Annotated in this window: 21 protein-coding genes and 3 pseudogenes; 1 reads left to right on the forward strand and 23 read right to left on the reverse strand. The window is 39.1% G+C overall.

The features are described from left to right. Positions 1-38: 38 nt before the first annotated feature. The 4 genes from QKW49_RS04475 to QKW49_RS04490 form a co-directional block, all read right to left on the reverse strand. Positions 39-1,637 (reverse strand): hypothetical protein, encoded by a 1,599-nt coding sequence (locus tag QKW49_RS04475; RefSeq protein ID WP_282866373.1) that lies wholly within the window; start codon positions 1,635-1,637, stop codon positions 39-41. Positions 1,638-1,716: 79 nt separating this feature from the next. Beyond that, complete coding sequence (locus QKW49_RS04480; RefSeq protein ID WP_282866374.1) at positions 1,717-4,050, reverse strand: VirB4-like conjugal transfer ATPase, CD1110 family; 2,334 nt, start codon at positions 4,048-4,050, stop codon at positions 1,717-1,719. After that, positions 4,043-4,408 (reverse strand): PrgI family protein, encoded by a 366-nt coding sequence (locus tag QKW49_RS04485; RefSeq protein WP_282866375.1) that lies wholly within the window; start codon positions 4,406-4,408, stop codon positions 4,043-4,045. Before QKW49_RS04485 ends, QKW49_RS04480 begins: the two co-directional genes overlap by 8 nt. A gap of 61 nt (positions 4,409-4,469) precedes the next feature. Further along, a complete protein-coding gene (locus tag QKW49_RS04490; RefSeq protein WP_282868061.1) occupies positions 4,470-4,658 on the reverse strand; it encodes a hypothetical protein in 189 nt (62 codons plus the stop codon). A gap of 170 nt (positions 4,659-4,828) precedes the next feature. On the opposite strand from QKW49_RS04490, the gene QKW49_RS04495 reads away from it, so the two are divergent. Further along, positions 4,829-5,071, forward strand: a complete 243-nt coding sequence (locus QKW49_RS04495) for a helix-turn-helix transcriptional regulator (RefSeq protein WP_282866376.1) — start codon at positions 4,829-4,831, stop codon at positions 5,069-5,071. A gap of 1 nt (position 5,072) precedes the next feature. Here the strand turns inward: QKW49_RS04495 and QKW49_RS04500 are convergent, their stop codons facing one another. The 19 genes and pseudogenes from QKW49_RS04500 to mef(A) form a co-directional block, all read right to left on the reverse strand. Further along, positions 5,073-5,912, reverse strand: coding sequence for a hypothetical protein (locus QKW49_RS04500; RefSeq protein WP_282866377.1), 840 nt, complete (start codon positions 5,910-5,912; stop codon positions 5,073-5,075). Between the two features lie 76 nt (positions 5,913-5,988). After that, on the reverse strand, positions 5,989-6,294 hold the full coding sequence (locus QKW49_RS04505; protein WP_282866378.1) for a TrbC/VirB2 family protein: 306 nt from the start codon (positions 6,292-6,294) through the stop codon (positions 5,989-5,991). Between the two features lie 26 nt (positions 6,295-6,320). Continuing rightward, a pseudogene (locus QKW49_RS04510) lies at positions 6,321-7,025 on the reverse strand (TraG/TraD/VirD4 family protein); the annotation flags it as partial. A 107-nt stretch (positions 7,026-7,132) separates the two neighbouring features. Beyond that, positions 7,133-7,258 carry a hypothetical protein gene (locus QKW49_RS04515; RefSeq protein WP_282866379.1) on the reverse strand — a complete coding sequence of 42 codons (126 nt, stop codon included), beginning with the start codon at positions 7,256-7,258 and terminating at the stop codon, positions 7,133-7,135. Positions 7,259-7,264: 6 nt separating this feature from the next. Beyond that, positions 7,265-7,504, reverse strand: a complete 240-nt coding sequence (locus QKW49_RS25965; protein ID WP_349239074.1) for a hypothetical protein — start codon at positions 7,502-7,504, stop codon at positions 7,265-7,267. A 25-nt stretch (positions 7,505-7,529) separates the two neighbouring features. Further along, positions 7,530-7,805: a PcfB family protein gene (locus QKW49_RS25970; RefSeq protein WP_349239075.1), complete on the reverse strand. Its 276-nt coding sequence runs from the start codon at positions 7,803-7,805 to the stop codon at positions 7,530-7,532. Beyond that, the gene (locus tag QKW49_RS04525) at positions 7,747-9,153 is read right to left on the reverse strand and encodes a relaxase/mobilization nuclease domain-containing protein (RefSeq protein ID WP_282866380.1); all 1,407 of its coding nucleotides are present in this window, start codon (positions 9,151-9,153) and stop codon (positions 7,747-7,749) included. The genes QKW49_RS25970 and QKW49_RS04525 overlap by 59 nt, the downstream gene beginning before the upstream one ends. After that, the gene (gene mobC / locus QKW49_RS04530; RefSeq protein ID WP_282866381.1) at positions 9,113-9,484 is read right to left on the reverse strand and encodes a plasmid mobilization relaxosome protein MobC; all 372 of its coding nucleotides are present in this window, start codon (positions 9,482-9,484) and stop codon (positions 9,113-9,115) included. The genes QKW49_RS04525 and mobC overlap by 41 nt, the downstream gene beginning before the upstream one ends. 231 nt (positions 9,485-9,715) lie before the next feature. Further along, positions 9,716-9,934, reverse strand: a complete 219-nt coding sequence (locus tag QKW49_RS04535) for a DpnD/PcfM family protein (protein ID WP_282866382.1) — start codon at positions 9,932-9,934, stop codon at positions 9,716-9,718. Between the two features lie 140 nt (positions 9,935-10,074). Continuing rightward, positions 10,075-10,398: pseudogene (locus tag QKW49_RS04540) on the reverse strand (YnfA family protein); the annotation flags it as partial. Positions 10,399-10,488: 90 nt separating this feature from the next. Beyond that, positions 10,489-10,965 carry a Csac_0668 family 2Fe-2S cluster-binding (seleno)protein gene (locus tag QKW49_RS04545; RefSeq protein ID WP_282866383.1) on the reverse strand — a complete coding sequence of 159 codons (477 nt, stop codon included), beginning with the start codon at positions 10,963-10,965 and terminating at the stop codon, positions 10,489-10,491. Between the two features lie 119 nt (positions 10,966-11,084). After that, positions 11,085-11,376: pseudogene (locus QKW49_RS04550) on the reverse strand (helix-turn-helix transcriptional regulator). A 20-nt stretch (positions 11,377-11,396) separates the two neighbouring features. Further along, complete coding sequence (locus QKW49_RS04555) at positions 11,397-12,008, reverse strand: RloB domain-containing protein (RefSeq protein ID WP_282866384.1); 612 nt, start codon at positions 12,006-12,008, stop codon at positions 11,397-11,399. A gap of 12 nt (positions 12,009-12,020) precedes the next feature. Further along, positions 12,021-13,310, reverse strand: coding sequence for an ATP-binding protein (locus QKW49_RS04560; RefSeq protein ID WP_282866385.1), 1,290 nt, complete (start codon positions 13,308-13,310; stop codon positions 12,021-12,023). A 191-nt stretch (positions 13,311-13,501) separates the two neighbouring features. Beyond that, entirely contained in the window at positions 13,502-13,813 is a 312-nt protein-coding gene (locus QKW49_RS04565) for a hypothetical protein (protein WP_282866386.1), read from the reverse strand. 717 nt (positions 13,814-14,530) lie between these two features. Beyond that, positions 14,531-15,094 carry a hypothetical protein gene (locus QKW49_RS04570; RefSeq protein ID WP_282866387.1) on the reverse strand — a complete coding sequence of 188 codons (564 nt, stop codon included), beginning with the start codon at positions 15,092-15,094 and terminating at the stop codon, positions 14,531-14,533. A 19-nt stretch (positions 15,095-15,113) separates the two neighbouring features. Continuing rightward, positions 15,114-15,584 (reverse strand): hypothetical protein, encoded by a 471-nt coding sequence (locus QKW49_RS04575; protein WP_282866388.1) that lies wholly within the window; start codon positions 15,582-15,584, stop codon positions 15,114-15,116. A 509-nt stretch (positions 15,585-16,093) separates the two neighbouring features. Continuing rightward, positions 16,094-17,557, reverse strand: a complete 1,464-nt coding sequence (locus tag QKW49_RS04580; RefSeq protein WP_282866389.1) for an Msr family ABC-F type ribosomal protection protein — start codon at positions 17,555-17,557, stop codon at positions 16,094-16,096. A 120-nt stretch (positions 17,558-17,677) separates the two neighbouring features. Then, entirely contained in the window at positions 17,678-18,892 is a 1,215-nt protein-coding gene (gene mef(A) / locus QKW49_RS04585) for a macrolide efflux MFS transporter Mef(A) (protein WP_282866390.1), read from the reverse strand. Positions 18,893-19,231: the final 339 nt, after the last annotated feature.

Genomic DNA, 19,231 nt, shown 5'->3' on the forward strand with positions numbered 1-19,231 from the left:
CACCGTGATTACCTATGAGGATAGAATAGTATCCTCTATTAGCTGTCGATTAGCTGCATAAATAGCTGCTGATATTCATCCTGCATTAGCTCATTTAACATATTGACCTGATCCGAATTGAAGTCGTAATCCGCAATCATGTTAACATGGTTTTTAGAGGTCACAATGATATGCAGGATGATTTCTGTAGTAGGAGGTTCCCCATACTCAATAATTTCTATCCAATAATCAATTTCGTTCATATCCCAAAAGATATCCTGTAGGATTCCCACTTTGGTATCGTCAAGGGTCGTAACTTCCATGCCGTTTTCTGTATCGGCAGCAACCTCGACTGCATAAACCGGCAGTATTTCCAGCCAGTTACAAGCAGTGGTGTTTCCACTGTAGGATAGTTCCAGTGTATCATGGAGGTTTTCGTTCTGTATCCGTTCGAGTTCCGCTGAAAATTCTCTATTCAGCTGATTGACAACTGCAGTCATGGTCGGTGTGTTCTCGCCAGAGTTTTCATTGGAAAAGAATATCCCGAAACCTGATCCTAATAAAAGCCCTGCAAGACACATTATAAGAATAATAACAACCGCTATCCAACCACCTGCAGCGATTAGAGCAATCAATCCCTTGGCCGCCAAAATGATCGCCTTGATAGTAGCCACCATAGCTTTCACTGTCCTTTTTGCCGAAACAGCCGCCGCTCTCGTCGCTGCCCGTGCAGCTTGTACCGCCCTTCGAGTTGCTTGCGCGGTTTTGACAGCAGTTTTTGTTGCTGTCTGTGGGGTTTTAATGGCGGTTTTTGAGGTTCTCTCAGCACTTTTTACTGCTTTTTGCGTTTTTTTAATCGTACCTCTAGCAGCTTCTTTTATGGTTTTAGCGCTAGTTTTGACAGCTCGCTTTGTGGTACGTCCTATTTTGCCGGAAGCATGCACAGTCTGTACTCCTGTTTTCTCGGTTGGTTGGAACAGAGGACGTTGAGGAGTTTGCGCAGTTATGTACTCAGATGTCTCCCTCGTCTGCATTTTGACAGCATTCTTATTTACCGTCTGGATTGAATTTGTTTTGGCAAATTGCTGTTTGGTTCTGATTTGAACGAACCTGTTTTTTCCTAGTTCGCTTGACTTGGATAGAGTGAGTTTGCGCTTTGTGGTTTCTTTTGTTCCGGATTGAACAGTATTCTCTCTAGTCACCTGCTTTGCTCTGGGTTGGAAAACTTTCTTCTCTGCTGCTGGCTTCGCTTTGACTGGGATGGTACTCTGCTGTGCTGGCTGCTTTGTTTCTGTCTGGACAGCATTCCTACTCACTGTTTCTTTTGCTTCACTATTTGGAGTCTGCCTCGCACTCTCCCCATTATGTATGTCGGAACGCTGTGCATCTGCACCCGCCACTCGGCGATTCATCATTTTTTCGAACACTTTTTTGCTATAGTTTTCTACTATATGTCCCCCTTTCCGGATAATGTTTTCCGCGCCATCTCGAATATTATTTCCCGCATAGTCCACATAGTTGCCGTCACCATTACGCCCGAGTTGTTCCGACTGCTCCTTTGTACGAATATAGGCGTTTTTCGCCCTGCGGGATACATCCATTGCCTTATCCAGCACCTTAATATCCTTTTGAATCTGTTTAGTCTTGATCTCTTTCAATGCGCGCACCTCCTCCCAAGCCCATTCGTGGTGAACTGGCCGTAACACCAGCCCTCACCCTCACATTTAATACTTCATATTAAATTGCTTGCTCATCCGGCTTTGTGCTCATTAGGCGGTAGAGCTTTGTATTATGGGGGAATTGGTCAGTGAAAGGAACAAGAGAGCTTCCTACCTTAATAAGTCCATTACCTGCATCTACATTGGTAATGTAGGAAAGTTGAAGGTCGGAAATGTTCAGGAGCTTGGCAAGTTCCATACGGTCGGTACTGGCCTGATTGAGCATTACGATAAATTCTGAATTTGCCAGCATAGTACGGGCGGTATGGCTTTGTAAAAGATCGTCCACGTTCTGTGTAATGCCCGTACAAAAAGCACCATACTTTCTTACTCTTTTCCACAGTGTAAACAGAAAGTTGGCGCTGTACTCATGCTGAAAAAGCAGATATATTTCATCGATTATAATAAATGTGTTCTTCCCTTTTGCCCGGTTTTGCGTGATCCGATTTAAAATACTATCCAGTACCACCAGCATTCCGATTGGTAGAAGCTGCTTGACAAGGTCAAGTATGTCATAACAGATAAGGCGGTTATTTACATCTACATTGGTCGGTATTGCAAAGGTGTTAAGACTTCCGCTGGTGAATAACTCAATAGCCAGAGCAATTTCCTGTGCTTCTGCTTCTTCCTGTTGTAAGAGCTCAGCATGAAAATCCTGTAATGTAGGTGGAGTTTCTTTATAATTACTTTGTAGATATTTTCTGTACACGCTGGCAGTACAGCGGTCAATCAGAGATTTCTGCTTTGCACCCAAATTATGCCCGCCAATGAGCTGTTCGCAAAGTGATAGTACGAATTCCGACTTTAGTATAACAGGGTTTACACCATCTCCATAATCCTTATTCATATCCATTGCATTGATGTGGTTTGAAGATGTGGCAGATATGTGAATAATTTCACCCCCCATTGCCTTGACAAGCGATGAATATTCACGCTCCGGGTCTATGAGGATAACATCATCATCACTGGAAAGCATCTGATTGACGATTTCACGTTTGGCGGTAAAACTCTTTCCTGAGCCGGAAACACCGAGGATAAAAGAATTTCCGTTGAGCAAATGCTTACGGTTGGCAATAATCATATTTTTACTAATTACATTCTGTCCGTAATAGATGCCGCCGCTGTGAGCGATCTCCTGTGCCCGAAAGGGTATAAACACTGCTGTGCTTTCTGTTGTCAGTGTCCGGATAGCATCAATTTTCCGCAGCCCATATGGCAGTACTGTATTTAGACCGTCCATCTGCTGATAAGTAAGGGTAGAGAATTGACACAGGTGCTTTCGTGCTGTAGTAAGCAGTGTTTCTGTATCGCTGTCAAGCTGCTCCTTACTGTTTACTACATGGACCATTGTAAGAACGGCAAACGTCATCCTCTGGTCACGGGTGGTCAGGTCGTCGAGGAATTCCTTGCTTTCCCTACGCTGTTGCTCCATATCGTAGGGTACAACTGCTGAAAAATTATTGCTTTGGTTTTGCCTCCTTTGCCAGTTTGTTATATTAGTTTCCACGCCCAAGAGACGGTTTTCCACCTCCCTCACGGCTTCATCGGTTGGAATAGGGATAATATCAATTGATAACATCATATTACGGTTTAGATCACACAGCTCGGATACCATGCTGTCCTTGATGTAACTGGCAAATTCCCTCAGGAAGATAACACGTCCATATTTACTACCCATGCGAAAGTGATCTTTTTCAAACTCAAAGGTATTGGGGCAGATATAGTCCTTGAAATCATGTCCTTTTTTCATGGTATCGCACAAGTTAAAATGAAAATCCGTTTCCTCACCGGCACGAAAAAAGTCGTGCAGGATTCTAAGACGGTCTGTAGCATCTAATTCTGTACATTTAGAGCCTAAGTGGGAAAAGTGAGTAATCAGGTCAGTGCCAATGCGAGAAAAGTAGTTCCGAGCTTCCTCAATATTCTTTTTAACCACTGATACAGTAACATATTTATCCTGTACAATACTATTTGCACCGGTTGCTTTATCCAAAAGCATTTGGTTGTATTCCCTACGGTACTCATCCAACCTTTCATTTCTTAATGGGATCAGAATAGAACTTTCAAAATCTGCTTTGTTTAAGCGGCGGTTATTGATGGTAATTTTGGTGGTAGCTCCACTGTCAAAGGAATTGAGTAATTCCGAGTAGGATAAAAACATTGCCTCTTTATCTTCTTTGGAGGCCACTGCATAATTGATATCCTCAAATCGATAGGATTTAGAAAACTTATTGCCCACACAAAAAATCCCATCCAGCCAAAGAATGCGAATGGGAATAGCCTGCTGAACACCTTTAGGGACAATAAAGCGTTCTTTATCCTGTTTCATGATTTTCTGAAGGGTCTTAATCATGGCGTTTCAATTCCTCCTTTTCATGATTTGCAATAATGTTTTTGAGTGCTTCAAAATAGATGTTGGTTGGATAAAAGCAAAGCTTTTTAGGCATTAGAAATTCTGATTTGATATATGCCCATAGAAATTGCTCCGCTGTCATGCCGTGATATTTGATAAATCCGAGAACTGCAAAAGGTGAAGCTCCTAATATGCACATCCAACTGACCGTTTCTGTACCGACCAAATTCCGTAAGCCAAAGTAGATTCCTATGGCTACACCAACTGCAAAGACAGAAAAAATGAACTGCCGCATGGACAGTCCAAAGAATAAACTTTCTGTATAATCCCGGATTTCACGATTAATTTTAACTTCCAAAATCAAATCACCTCCACATAAAAATAACGCCTCACACTGAAGCGTTATTAGATTGCTTATTTTATCGTTCCTGTTTATTTTTTTTATTCTTTTCTTTTTCTCTTTGTACCTTAGCTACCAATACATCAACTTTACGGTTCTGTGCAATAACTGCCTCGTCCTGTGTAATCGGAATTCCATTCTTAAAAGCTTCATCTATAAGCATGTTAAGTCTTTCCTTCTCCTTCTCCAGTTCTTTACTGTAATCCACCTGTTTCAAATTGAAACCTCCTTATGTTTTTAGTATCTTGATAAACCATTTTTTAACGGTATACCGGTAGTATAAGTTACATTTATGACTATTTGAACGGTATTCCGTTAAACTTATGTAATATAAACTGCTATTCTTTAATTAACGGAATAACGTTTAGGGGTGATGAAATGAATATTTCTCAAGCAGTAGTAAAACGTATAGAAAGTTTATGTATAGAACGAAATTTAACAATAAACGCACTTAGTAATATTTCAGGCATAACACAATCAACTGTAAATGATATTATAAGCGGTAGAACATATAATGCTGGAATTGCCACTATTAAAAAGTTGTGCGATGGTCTTGGAATCAGTGTTCGTGATTTTTTTGATTCTGATTTGTTTACCAATTTAGAGCAGGAAATAAAATAGTTTATAGTCCCATCATCTCCCGCACTACCCGGTCGGCCATTTTCACCGCTCCAACGAGCACAAGCATGTTAAAAATCAGTTCTCCTACATAAGACCATACCATTGTAACGGCACTGGCACTTGTGTCCACCACTGGCGGGGATGACGCAAAAACGGAAAAAATAACGCAAGCCAGAACTATGATAGCTCCTTCGAGGCATACTGCGGCATAGCCTTTTAGAAAGGACTTACCTATGCTCTGACTTGGCTCTCCTGCAAAGGAGGCTAAAGGGACAGGAGCGATAGCAGTGTAAAGATATAGTTTAAAAAATCTTCCGTACACCGACATAATCATAATAAAGGACAGCACAGTGATGAACAGTCCGCCGATTAACGTCACAGCCCACAGTGGGATACTCTCAAAAAATCCACAGTCTTCAATGGCTTGCGTTATGGTGTCCGGGAGGACAGTCTGAGTGTTCGTACCAAAACCTGCACTGCTCATGATGGTAGAAATAATCCCCTGCACGATATTAAACAGCGCCATCATCAGTTCCAATCCATAGGTTACAACACCTTTTGCCAGAGCAAACCGTATGAATAACTTTAGGGCATGTTCCGGCTTTTTAACTTCTGCGAAGCTACCGCATGTCTTGACCACACCAATGACGAAAAACAACACCAGCAAAGCTAAACCGATAGCCTGCAATGCGCCATGGATATTCACGATGACGTCCCATATGCCACCACCTTTGAATTCAGTGGGGGATTGGGCTACAAGCAGCCATATCTCAGACAGCTTATCATTCCATGTTTTTAAAGCATTATTCAAATTGTCAATTACCCAGTTACCGCTTGACATAGCAGAATCACCTCCTTGAAAAAATTTAGGGAACAGGCTTTTATTGACCTGTTCCCCTTAAACTCGAGGTGCTTCATTATCCTGTAATGAGATTTAGAATCTCTTTGGCAAAGGTAATAATTACGCCACCCGCAAGGGTCAAAAAACCGTTTGCTCTTTGGGATGGGTCGTGAGATTTAAGGGAAAGACCTATCTGCACAATACCAAAGCCCAGCAGAATCATCCCTATTGCACGGATCAATCCAAAAATAAAATCCGATAGATTATTCACTACAGTCAGTGGATCATTGGCAGCATAAGCCTGTACGGTAAAAAGGGTAAACATTATTAACAATACACAGTATAAAGCAAAATTCTTTTTGATTCTTTTAGATATTTTCATCTGGTCATACCTCCATAAATTGTTTTTTAGGCTTGCATTAAAGTTTCGAGTTCCTCCTCAGCGAGAAGCTCATAATCACTTTCCTCATTTAAAGCTATGTTCTTCCAGTTCACTGCATTTTCTGTATCTCCGTGCCTGAATGGTTCACTTCCGCCATCAACAGTCAGCTTTACATTGGTGTGTCTTAAAATATCATACTTGTCATCCATTAGCGCCCTTTCTCCCCGGATAAAAAGTAGAGCATAGCGGTTATCCAGCATTCGCACCTCATCAGGCGTTAAAAGCTCACGGCCGGATTGCTGAAAATTGGTAGAATAGCTGCCGTTTCTCCCTTTACTAAGTCCGTAAGAATTGGTATCGATAGTCTCCTTGCCTAAAAGCTCTGACACATATTTGTGTGTGGATTGCTCATTGCCACCCAGGTACAGAAATTCATCGCAGTTACCTACAATAGATTCCCAAGTATCTTTAAACAGGGCTTTTAGCTGTGCTAGGTTTTGCAAAATAATGGATACTGATATTTCTCGTGAACGCATGGTGGAAAGCAGCTTGTCAAATTCATCAGGAAGAGCGACATTAGAGAACTCGTCCATTACAAAATGCACATGAACAGGAAGTCGTCCATCATAGACATGATCAGCAAGAAAGTAGAGCTGCTGGAATAGCTGTGTATAAAGCATTCCAACAATAAAATTAAAGCTGCTGTCATTGTCGGGAATTACTGCAAAAAGGATTAACAGAGCATTGGCTACACTATACCGATCAAAACGACTTTGTACATCTAAATATTTCTGAAATACAGTGCCGTCCTGTGCTACGGTTTGTGCCATATCATCAATCAGTAGTACACCATTTCACGTTGCTCCTGCTTTTGCTGTTTCCACACCTCTTTGTCAAAAGACTGACCGTTTTGGGGAGTAGGCTGTTCATTTTGCTGTCGGAAAAGATCATCAAAACTACTCATTCTTGCTTACCTCGCTTTCGATTTTGCTTTTTTAGATTTGGATTGCTGTCCGTTTTGCTTAAGGTCCTGCTTTGTGACTTTGGGAAGTCCTTTAGCCGGTTCACGCTTGGGTTCCGCTTGCTCCTTCTGAGCAGCCTTAATTTCCCGTAGTTCTTCATGGACGGATCTTTTAGGCGACTCAATAGTACCCTCGGCGGCTTTCACGCTGTGCTCTAAGATAGGCTCGGACGGACGGGATTTCTCCATCGTCGCCGTCGTGGGGTTTGGGTCATCAACCGGTGGCGCAGTATAGAACGCCATAGCGCTTGGCTTCCTGCGTGAATTTCTTCAAATCTTCGTTTCGTACCGCAAATACTTTCAGTTCCTTGCCACTTCGCAAAAGCCCTTCTAAACGAGTCTTACCTCTGGTTTTTTTCTGATCTTTCAACACTGCATACAGGTAGGTAGCAAGATTTTTCGCTCCCTCTCCTGAAATTTTGGCCATTACTTCAATCCCTTTTAGACTCATGTTGACCATTTGATCCGCTGCGTCGGCTCCGTTGTTCATATGCCTTCTCCTCCTTTCTTTGATGAATTTCCTCCTGCTGGACTTGAAGCAGTTTCTGCTTCATTCCTTCAGAACGTGACAGGATACCCGTACATAGTTTCACCTCCTTTCGAAGTAGGGTCAGCTTCTTTGAGAGACCGGTAATTTGCGTCTTGTATGCCAACGTCTGTTCATCGTCCCTGCACCGTCTCAATCGGTTATAAAGAGATTTGCGATCATTGACCAGAACTGCCATTTCCTGATTCAGTCCATTCTGATAGGAAAGGAGCTGTTCCTTGTTTTCAATATAATGAATACATAGGAGTTTCATTTGAGCGTTTAGTTCGTCCATGTGTCGGAGATCTTCACGCAACAAAAAATGCGTCCGTTTATTGGATACACATTGTTTTGGTAAAATCCCCATCTTGTAAAGATAGTGAAAATAAAGAGCTTGCAAACCTTTGAGTTTTCTCTTAGTTTTCAGATTTATATTACCCCGTATGGTATACCGCTTTCGCTTTGGCTCTGGTAATATTTGAGGACGCTTCGGCACATGATTTTGAAGAATGCGTTGTTTAATAGCTTCCTCAGTGTAATCATTCCCAATGGTTTTCAACCGGACAAACCGTTCCTTTCCCTGCGGGCGCACAGCCATATGCTTTACACCCGTCTTAACCTCATACCCCTGTTTACGGAGATTGGAGATAAATTGTGTAAAGGTCATGGCCTCAGCAATCGCTTTGTCCAAGTCTTCACGGATGAGACCTCGCCAGGTAGGTTTGCCTTCCTGTTCGGCTTTCCACTCAGCATAGTGTCTTGATTTCCCCCGTTGAGGATTTTCTATGACTGACAGGGAGTATTCGCAGCATAGCTGATCAGAGGTCTGGCGTAGAAGCGAATAGGTGGACTTATTATCGTAATACCTTTTGCCATCCATAAATGATACCGAGTTTAGAACAAAGTGATTATGAAGATGATTCTTATCAAGGTGAGTGGATACAATAACCTCAAATCGTTCACTCCAAAGCTTCTGTGCCAGCTTTACACCAATGGCGTGAGCAGTTTCCGGAGTAGCTTCTCCCGGAGCAAAGGATTGGTAGGCATGAAATGCAAGGATGCCATCTGTTTTTTGGAATTGCAGCTTTGTTTTTGACATCTGCTCACAGGCAGTAGCCGGATCGCAGTTGATACCAGTGACATAAAACTGTTTTTCTGTTTTCTCTTCCTGTACAGTATATTTCAGCACATCTTTCAAACCTTGAAAATCGGAAGTTGAGAAACTGTGGTTTTCTGTTTTATCGGGATTTGTGGCATACTCGATTACCCGGTCAAGGCGGTCTTTTATATCCCATATTGCAGTGGTTGCCATTACTGTCCCTCCTTTCCGGTAAAGTAACAGCCGTTTGTATATCTAGCACTGCTTTCCGAAGGCGATTGGCTTCATACTGAAAAACTGTCTTGTCTATGTGACCTGTGGCATTTGCCTTTGCTGCAAGCTGGTTCAGATTATTTCCAATAGCATGAAGCTCCTTTATCATTGAGTGATAGTCGAGAGGTGGAAGCTCTTTAGGGACATAGCCGCTAATGAGGGCACGAATAAATGCTTCCTGCGAAAGTCCCGTTTTATTCACCTGCTGAGCCAGATGCTGCTGCTCTTCATGATTCAAACGTACAATGATTTGAATGTTCCGTTTTCTCATCGTTCCGCATCCTTTCATTGATATTTTCAATTTCACTCACTTTCATTTTTTGCAACAAAAAAGCCGCCAACTGCATTTCTGCAAACTGACAGCTAACGCATCGGGGTATTAGGGGAACCCTAACAAGCGAATTTGGCTATCCAAATTCAGTGCTTGCTACAACATAAGACACTGGTCTTATGTTGATACTTACAGTTGGCTTTAGATATCACATGCCGAAAAAAGCATCTGTCATCGCTCATGTTCATACCGCTTTTGTTTCCGGTACTGCTCATCCATCTCTTTTTCATGTGATGTAAATTCCACCCCAGTGAAGTGCTCGGCATCAAGGATATACTCCTGATTGTTATATGCTTGTCGAACCATTTCCTCTGCCTGATGTGCATTTTCGGCTTGGATTTCAACGGTCATGCAAAGTGCTTCCTTTATTTCCACTTGATAGGTTCTCATTATGGCAAACCCTCCTTTCTTGATTTTTTGCAAAGAAAAAAGACGCTGATTTTTCAACGTCTTTCTATCTAAATATTCCAAATTGGTATGCACTTGACTGAAGTCACGACAATATATTGTACATTTTTAAAAAATGTGTATTAAGTTCTCGGAGCGTACATAATAATAGCAACTCCAATGAGTGCGATAAACCCACCAATCAGGTTGAATTTATCTGGCATTACCTTATCTACCTGCCACCCCCATAGAATCGAAAGAATAATAAATATGCCTCCGTAAGTTGCATATACTCTTCCAAAAGAGGTATTTGGAGGTTGAAGTGTAGGAACAATTCCGTATAGAATCAGAATAATAGCACCTGCAGCCCCATATAAAATACCTTTTCCTCCACGCAACCACAGCCAAAGCAAATAGCCACCACCTATTTCAAATATTCCTGCTATCAAAAAATAAGATAAATATTGGAAATTTCCATAAAATCTCCTTTATATATCTATAAATAATATCAAACCCATACGACACCAGTTATAATGTGCCACATAAACAATTTGTCCCTATTTCATTGATACTCCCCTATCAATTGCACCCTGAATTATTTGATGGCAACACTTACCTAATGGATTGCTCTTCTGGCATTGTGAATTTTTCATTGCTCCAGTAAGTACAACAATATCTCTAACACTCTTTGCACCATCTTTTATAACAGCATTTATTACTTGTTCCTCTGTTACTTTACTACAGTAGCAAGCATATTTAGGATTAGCATCTTTTTTAAACCATATGGGTACTTTTACTTGCTGTTTATTAAATTTGATATTAGATTTTATATTATAGTAAGTAATATCACATTCCTCATCCATACATAAAAAATAATCATTGCCATCAACTTGTTCCATTAGCTCGTCAAGTATCATATGCTTTACTGTAATGTTTTTTACAAGAGCACCTCGTTTTCCGCATACAGGACATAAATTCTCGTTTTCTATATCACAAGAAAATTTTTCTGAATTTCCACAACAGCATTTATTCAAAGTTTTTTCCTCCTTAATTCACTTTCTTCACTAATCTCGCAAGTATATATATTATTTATACTTCCTTCGGTATTGATTGACCAAGTCCAATAAGTTTCCTTATGGCTTCCCCAAATCCTTTATTTTAATGTGACATGCACTTCTTTCCCAAGGCATCGGGCGACTTTAACGAGAAAGTCAAGGGATAAGGGATGGATTGTACGTTCCGCTTTCTAGACGGCTGATATTGGATTTCTGAGTTCCAACTCGGAGCGCCAATTCTTCCTGAGTGATGTTTTGACTTATTCGTGCTTCGAGAATTTGAGAAATCACATCATAGCGTGGTTTTAGCCTGTCGTATTCCGCTTTAAATTCTTCATCTCTCACTAAAAGTTCTTTCACTTCTGAAAACTTTACTCCTGCTTTACTCATATCCTACCTTTCCTTCGCTTTTATAGCTCTCCACAATCCTGCAAAACAATTTTCAAAAAATCATGAAGAGAAAAATCCGGATTGCCATAACAGGCAACAGTACCCACCATAAAGCAGTCGGATTCCAATTTACTGTTACGAATTTGCTCTGCCCGTCGGATTGCCTGCTTTACATCCTCTAGAGTAATTTGCTTTAGTATTCTATCAATGTTTGCTTTTTCTTTAATATTCGCCTCCTGGCTTAGCCCATATATTCTGCGTACATCGGTAACATAAGCATCATTTGAGGCAACCGGCCTATTAAAATCTTCTTTATGAAGTATAAACCATAAATCTATGTTTACATTGCTATAAGCGTGATAAACATTTTTTCCTTTTTCCTTACGGCTTTTCCGTTGGAGCTGTTCACAAATCATTATATTTCTGCGAAATTCCTCTTCCTTGAAATCATAATCAAATAAAGCAGCATTATCGTACTCTGTGTAGTTTTTCTTTAGCCTTTCCGGCAAACCATACGTCGTATTAAAAGTAACAACACGCTGCGGGAATTTTTTCAGCAGAAAAGCAACATGCTTTAAATACATTTCTTCTTGTTGACCCTCACAGACGCAAAAGTAAGTTTTACGATACATTATTCTCCCTCCTTAAGATTCCTTTGCAAAAAGTTTGGAAAAGTCTATATACGGAAGTGTACCGTATTTCCCTTTAAAATAGTTTAGCAGATAATTTTGATCATTCCTTACATCTGTAGAGCCAAAATCAGCAAGCGAATAAACCGTGCTTTCAAAGGTGTCTTTATCTTTTTCTACAAATTTAATTTGATCACGACGGAATATCTTGTTGTTTAGGTAAATTGGGTTATGGGTAGTGAATATAAGCTGTGCGCCCTTTTTATTTACCGATTGGTCGTTAAATAAAGCGATAATACCTTTAATCAATTCCGGATGGATTGCTGCATCAAATTCATCTAGTACAAATACGCCACCCTTCGTGAATAGGGTTTCAAATGGAATAGCAAAATCCAATAGTTTCAGTGTTCCTCTTGATTCCATGAATTCCGCAGGAACCATTACATCCCGCTTACCTGACTTATAGATAGAGACAAGCTCCATGTCAGCAGAATGCTCTTCCTCCGATTTTTGAGATTTAAACAGGATTCTCTGTGGACCGAAATCCGCATTTTTTACAAAGCCGTCTAATGTCTTATTCCATGCCAGAAAATCTTTATCTGGCATATCAGCTGCAGAAAATGTAAGGTTAGTTTTCTTAAGTGTAAAATCGCTGACTACAACCAGCTTATTCTTAAAAAAGTCAATTACTTCATCTGCAATCTCACTACTGATAACGGTTTTGAATGCATGTGTTAAAAACAGTTCAGTGGGATCAAGGTTTTTATTGATTTTATTTTCAAATTCTGCCAACAGCTTTTCATCATACTGTATAAGAGAAAGCACCTTTTTATCCCGCTTGATTGCAACTCGCTGCAGACTGCGCTCAAAAATCTGAATCAATGTTTTATTATTGTTTATCCATAGTTGTTCGGATACAATCTGCCTTTTGTCCTTGTCAAACGACTTGGTTAGCACTTCAAAAGAATACAAAAAACGCGATTCCTCGTTTGTAAACTCTATTTCAAATAACATAGGTTTTTGTTCTGAACTATGGGCAAACGGGTATAATTCCAGATTATTCAAATCCGACGAAAAAGCCTCTAGGGAGCCTTGCAAGACAATCTCCCTCATTATCGCCAGTGACATAATTATATTGGATTTCCCACTTGCATTTGCTCCATATATGACAGCAGATGGAAGAATACGTAATTTATTTTCTCGGATAAGATTTTCATCTAAAGTTCGCTGTGCTCCCGCCTCCATATTTAGTTTCGTCTTGCTCTTAAAGGAGCGAAAATTTTCAAATACATAATTTATCAGCATATAACATCCTCCTTAGAGTTTGTATATAATCTCGCAAACTCCTTCTTATATTATACCCGATTTTTATAAAAAATGCAATTAAATTGAGGTAAAATCTCAAACCAATCAATATTTTTTTAATTTGTCTTTATATCTCCTACTCAGTACAACTACACTCTATGCTATACCATATTAGAGTGTAGTTGTATACATCAAAAAGGAGAGCCAGAAAAATCTTTTATCTTTGATATGCAACTTTCATCACTATTTATAGAATATTGTACCAACGGAATCTTATTGCCTTTACTGTCTTTAACATCAATGGCTATCGATTCATAGTCACATACTCGACGATTATTAATCTTTCTTAAGGTTAAAAATTTACCTTCTTTTAAATTTCGTTTTATTTGGCTGTTAATCATTAAATAAATTTTCTCTTTATCTGCAATGATTTCTTGCAAAAACATTTGCGTATTATGATCTTCAAAAATCCGTTTATTAATTTTATAATGTTCCTGTTTCACGTAGTCCTGAACCTCAATTTCAAATGTTAATGCTTTATTATATTGCGAATTTTTAATATCATAAAAGAATCCATATAAGATATTATCACTATTAGGATATAGTAAATAAATAACACTAACATATTACACGCAGCAATTATACTTATAACCATTATAAATTTTTTCATCGTGCACATCTCCCTACATATCAGGCTTTTCATCGGCTTTTAAAATTGCGTCTACAGTTAATAAGAAACTACTGTGTTGAAGGCCAACAAGGTACTTTCTGCACTCTTTCTGTACCCGTCCGAACTAAGTCATCATATCCTCCATAATTTCCGAAGGATTCCCGTGGTACACTTACGGCATATACAAGAACAAATAATTCAGATATGTATATATTCAGATTATTTGCCTTTGCCGTCTCAACGATACTGCAAATAACAGCACTGGCTTCATCTCCCTTGGTAATATCGCTGAAAAACCAGTTCCTCCTCTTATGTTTTCAAAACACGCAAGAGGGGGAACTGGCCTATTCAGTGGAAGTCCCGAAGGATCTGCCGCAAGTACTGCCGTTTACAGCATTATCGAAAGCGCCAAGGTCGATGGCTTGAATCCATACAAAGTTTGGGTTTTAAGTGTGAATTTTGATATATTGAACTTTTTTATTTCATCAAAATGACCTCATAGTTATTGTAGAAGATCATTATACTATAACTTTTATTATTTCAATTCAAATTATGATTTATCATTGTATGGTTCTACATCTAATTCATCGTAATATGGCACAAGATATTCCCATAGCTTACTGAATAATTCGTGAGATATGTTATAATCACCGCTATAGTTACTGAATTTATAATATCCATCACTCATAGAATAATTGGCTATACCACCATATGGAATATCACTATACATTCGTATTATAGTGTCTTCACCAATAATTATATAAAAATAAGGTTCTTCTTTCGCCCGATTCTCCGGGTCTATTTTTTCCCATTCTGATATATTGATTGAATTTTTAATCTCCTCTATTCTAGCAGTATCTGATACTTCAAAGATACTCTTTAAATTATTATGTGGCTTATCTCCTTTGCCGTCAGCAACAGCAATTATAATTTTCTCACAGTCCAAATTATATGAATTATACCATGGTGTGTCTTTATCTGATACTGTGTTCAATGGATTTACTTCCTTCTTATAAATCTTTTCATTTTCTTCATTCCCATCTTTTACACATCCCGTAATCAAAACAAATAATTGGATAATAAATAGAATTAGAAGATATCTCTTGGCATTCATTAATATGGACCTCCGATTATTAATATGCAGAGCCATCATATGAAGAATTACCAAAGAATCTAATTGGAGTTGTACCACTACCAGGCACCTGATTTGCTGCATAAACAGCGGCATCTCTAATGCTCATTGTTCCTACTAAAGGCCAAAATTCTTGAGCAAATTCATATGCTGGTTGTGTATCCACTGTTCCATCCCAGCCAAGATACGCTCTATCAGAGTAGCTTGATGAAATATTAAATGTGTCAGCCCAAACAGATCTTCCTGTATGACATGCATCTAAGAAAACAAAATGCCAATTCCCAACAGCTTCAGAACTATATAGTACCGCATTAAACTCATCATCTTTATTCTCTACTGAAATCCTCGGATCTGATGGATCATCATTTCCATGCCCACAAAAATAGAAAGCATCTTTATTATATCTTGTATATAAAGCTTCAAGCTTTTTTCGACTATGCCGGTCCTCTATTGCTGTCAAGAATAGCAACATATCATTGTGCCTCCTTTTTCTTGTGTCCTACACCTTATTTATCGGATAAATAGACGGATTTCCATAATATATGTTCCATAATTATCCACGTTTTTTCAATACGAACATCAGACTCACTTTTATTATTGAGACTTAAGAATTGTAAAAGTTGTTTAACATAATGGACAAATATTAAATAAAAACATTCAACACTATATAAGAAATTTACAAATCTCATTACTCCCAGGTATTATATTAATTATTATTACATGTTAAAATGAGTTTGGTAAAAGATGTTCACCAAACTCATTAATCTTTTTATATTTACATTATCAAAAGTTGCATCTCATGCAGCATTACGCTTTTCTTTGCAATATATTACTTATGTTTTACGTATATCTCTATGGGAAAGGGCCTTCAAAGTTTATCCCGAAGGCTCTCCTTTTCCTCGTTAGAGGTCTGCTTAGATAAAAGCATAACCTCTATATCGCTGGCCTACTTCCACTCTATCAACACAAACGATAAAATAGCTATCGGACTAAGTTCAATCTCTTATCTTTGATTTCATAAATCACATCAGCCACATTGTCAATCAATCGTTTATCATGGGCGATAAACACAATCGTTCCAGCATATCCTTTCATCAGCATTTCCAAAGCCTCTAATCCGGGCAGGTCAAGAAAATTGCTCGGTTCGTCCAGTAATAAGATATTATATCGTCCCATAAGCATTTTAGCCAATAACAGCTTAATAATCTCACCACCACTTAAAACGGATAATGTTTTACTAATATCATTCTGTAAAAATCCCATTGATGCCAAAATAGAACGTATTTCGGAAACCTTGTAATCACAGTCCTCTTGCATAAATTCCATTACTACCTGATCACGGCTATCCTTATATCCATTTTGGGCAAAATAACCCATTTGCGCCTTAGGAGAAATCGAAATACCCGCTTCACGGTTTAAAATCATTTGGATTAACGTTGTTTTCCCTACGCCATTACCACCTATCAGTGCCACTTTTGCGCCAAGTGGGATTTGAAAAGATGCCTTTTCAAACAATACCTTGTCTCCAAACCTTTTATTAATTTCCGTACCTATAATGGGATATGGATTGTGGAGCGCCAATGCTTTACTCTGTCGAAAACGAATCGTTCTGATGTCTTCCGGAGCTTCCACATCGCCCAAAGCTGCAATTCTATGTTCCATAGACTTAACAGCATTATACATTTTCTTTTGCTTGCTTCCAATTGTTTTCTGATGCGCCAGACGTCCACCACTTTCGGAACTTTTTTTCTTGGTAGCACCTCTTGCTTTCTGATCTATTTTACGTGCTTGTTTGCGCTTTTCCTCAGCAGCCTGTTCCAATCGACCACGTTCTCCAACAAATTGTTCGTATTTTGCAGCTTGACTTTTACGTTCTTCCTCTTTCTGGCGAAGATAATCAGAATAATTTCCCCAATACTCCATGATTCTGCCATCTTTCAGTTCCCATATTTTGTCTGATACCTCATCAAGGAAATAGCGATCATGGCTGATAACTAGCAATGCGCCGGAAAAATATTTTAACTGTCCGATTAAAAAGTTTATTCCTTCACGGTCTAAATGGCTGGTGGGTTCATCTGCCAGAATACCATGTACCTGCGCAGAAAAAGCCTGTGCTATTTTAAGTCTTGTTTCTTCACCACCGCTCATGGTCTGTACCTCTAATTGCTCAACACCAAGCTTGCCCATAAGTGCAAAATCTTTTTCCTCCTGCAAAGTTATTTCATCTAGCTGAGGGATATATGCAAACTCTCCACGGCGACTTATTCTGCATCCCGGTGGAGTTAATTCTCCCAAAAGCACCTTGAGTAAGGTAGTTTTTCCTGCACCATTTGCTCCCACCAGACCAATGCGGTCATAATCATATAATTCTAATTCTTCTATATCTAAAATATCATGCCCTGTGAATTCCAAACGAGCATCTTTTACTTTTATTATCAATTCCATATTATTTCCTCCTGTCTATCATCGCATGTTTCCATTTACCTGTACGCAGGGAAAGCCCTGCGATTTAAGCAGGAAGAATTACATGAAAATATAATACATAAATGTCCCTCCTAAAAATTCTTATTTTGAATCCAATTTTCTAACCTCGGTCACCATCGGGCATATTATAGCAACACAGATAATTAAAATACCTGATATTAGAAACCAATGATTTACTCCGACTCTATCAGCAAAGAACCCAGAAAGAATTAACCCAATAGGCATAGCTAGAGACATGATGCTCCCTGTGAGAGAAAACACACGTCCTAAATATTCAGGCTTAATTTTTTCCTGAAATAGTGCTGTTTGTACACCGCTGTAAAATGGGACTGAAAGCCCCATTATTGCACAGCAGACTACAAATATGATAAATCCACTTGGAGGAAGTAACCCTGCAATGGCTAAACTAGCTCCCATCATAAAAAAAGATGCCGTTATTAGTAGAATACGTTTTTCATAGCTTCCTAGATGACCTAGTATCAAGCCTCCTGCCAACATTCCAGAGGCAAAAGAAATTTCGGTAACAGAAATATGCATCGGTGTCCCATTAAAATATTCCATGGTGATTAACGGGTACAGTGCATTAATTGGCATATAAACAAACGTATACAGTGTTCCTAACAGTAATAGGGCAAATAGTCCTTTGTTTTGTCTCAGTACGACAATTCCTTCTTTCATTTCTTTTATGAAATTTGGTTTGAAACTTTGCTCTCGATCATCTAGTCTGGGAATACGTACAATTACTACCGTTATAGATGCAATCACAGCACCCAGTACATCGATGATTATAATCGCATTTAATTCCCAAACAGAGTATAACAATGCTGCAACCGCAGGACTAAGAATATAGCTTATAGACTGTAAAGACTGGCTATAACCCGCACATTTGGTCAGCTGTTCTTCTGGTACTAAAAGAGGCGTAACCGCATTTAGCGCTGGTGAATGAAAAGCTGTTCCAATGCTGCGGATAAATAATACCACCATAACCATCCAGACAGGTAGCTCCATATACAAAGCAATGATAGCTAGAACTGCTCCAGCTGCTGCAATAATCAAATCAGCACCAATCATTATCTTTTTCCTATCATAGCGATCTACTAATACACCTATGGCTGGTCCAAAGACCGCATAGGGTAGAAAACCAACTAATGAGGCCATAGACAACACCATCGCAGATCCTGTTTTCTCTGTAAGATAAAAAATTAACGCCATTTGCAGGATAGCACTGGTTATCAATGATACTGCTTGTCCTGCCCATATTGTAAAAAACTTAAGTTTCCAATTATATTTTTCCATTTTTATTATCACCTGCATCCTATTATTTTGTTTGAATTTCTATTTAGAATAGTAATCTAGGCAACAAAAAATGCAGGCCTAAATCCACAATGTGGGCTTTGGTCTGCATACATACAATATGGCAACATTCAAAAAAAGTATAGTCAAAGAAAGGCACAGCTAGAAACTATAGCTTACCGTAACTAATGAATGCTCAATATCGTATAAATAAGCACAACAAAAAAGCCTATCACCGAGGATAGATTCTGCCTTTTTTATTGCCAGCTTATCTTAAACGCATTGAGGCTGTCATAGTTTCGGTTCCTCCTAACAGATCATTAAATTTTTTTCACCAGCCAT

The organism is Petroclostridium sp. X23, from assembly GCF_030013905.1.
Taxonomy (GTDB): domain Bacteria; phylum Bacillota; class Clostridia; order SK-Y3; family SK-Y3; genus X23.

Coding starts and splice junctions, on each gene's coding strand:
- QKW49_RS25965 (WP_349239074.1), bottom strand. CDS start 7,504: ATGGAGAAATCCCGTCCGTCCGAGCCTATCTTAGAGCACAGCGTGAAA.
- QKW49_RS04525 (WP_282866380.1), bottom strand. CDS start 9,153: ATGGCAACCACTGCAATATGGGATATAAAAGACCGCCTTGACCGGGTA.
- QKW49_RS04495 (WP_282866376.1), top strand. CDS start 4,829: ATGAATATTTCTCAAGCAGTAGTAAAACGTATAGAAAGTTTATGTATA.
- QKW49_RS04515 (WP_282866379.1), bottom strand. CDS start 7,258: ATGAGTAGTTTTGATGATCTTTTCCGACAGCAAAATGAACAGCCTACT.
- QKW49_RS04535 (WP_282866382.1), bottom strand. CDS start 9,934: ATGAGAACCTATCAAGTGGAAATAAAGGAAGCACTTTGCATGACCGTT.
- mobC (WP_282866381.1), bottom strand. CDS start 9,484: ATGAGAAAACGGAACATTCAAATCATTGTACGTTTGAATCATGAAGAG.
- QKW49_RS04500 (WP_282866377.1), bottom strand. CDS start 5,912: ATGTCAAGCGGTAACTGGGTAATTGACAATTTGAATAATGCTTTAAAA.
- QKW49_RS04560 (WP_282866385.1), bottom strand. CDS start 13,310: ATGCTGATAAATTATGTATTTGAAAATTTTCGCTCCTTTAAGAGCAAG.
- QKW49_RS04570 (WP_282866387.1), bottom strand. CDS start 15,094: ATGAATGCCAAGAGATATCTTCTAATTCTATTTATTATCCAATTATTT.
- QKW49_RS04505 (WP_282866378.1), bottom strand. CDS start 6,294: ATGAAAATATCTAAAAGAATCAAAAAGAATTTTGCTTTATACTGTGTA.
- QKW49_RS04555 (WP_282866384.1), bottom strand. CDS start 12,008: ATGTATCGTAAAACTTACTTTTGCGTCTGTGAGGGTCAACAAGAAGAA.
- QKW49_RS25970 (WP_349239075.1), bottom strand. CDS start 7,805: ATGAACAACGGAGCCGACGCAGCGGATCAAATGGTCAACATGAGTCTA.
- QKW49_RS04580 (WP_282866389.1), bottom strand. CDS start 17,557: ATGGAATTGATAATAAAAGTAAAAGATGCTCGTTTGGAATTCACAGGG.
- QKW49_RS04480 (WP_282866374.1), bottom strand. CDS start 4,050: ATGATTAAGACCCTTCAGAAAATCATGAAACAGGATAAAGAACGCTTT.
- QKW49_RS04575 (WP_282866388.1), bottom strand. CDS start 15,584: ATGTTGCTATTCTTGACAGCAATAGAGGACCGGCATAGTCGAAAAAAG.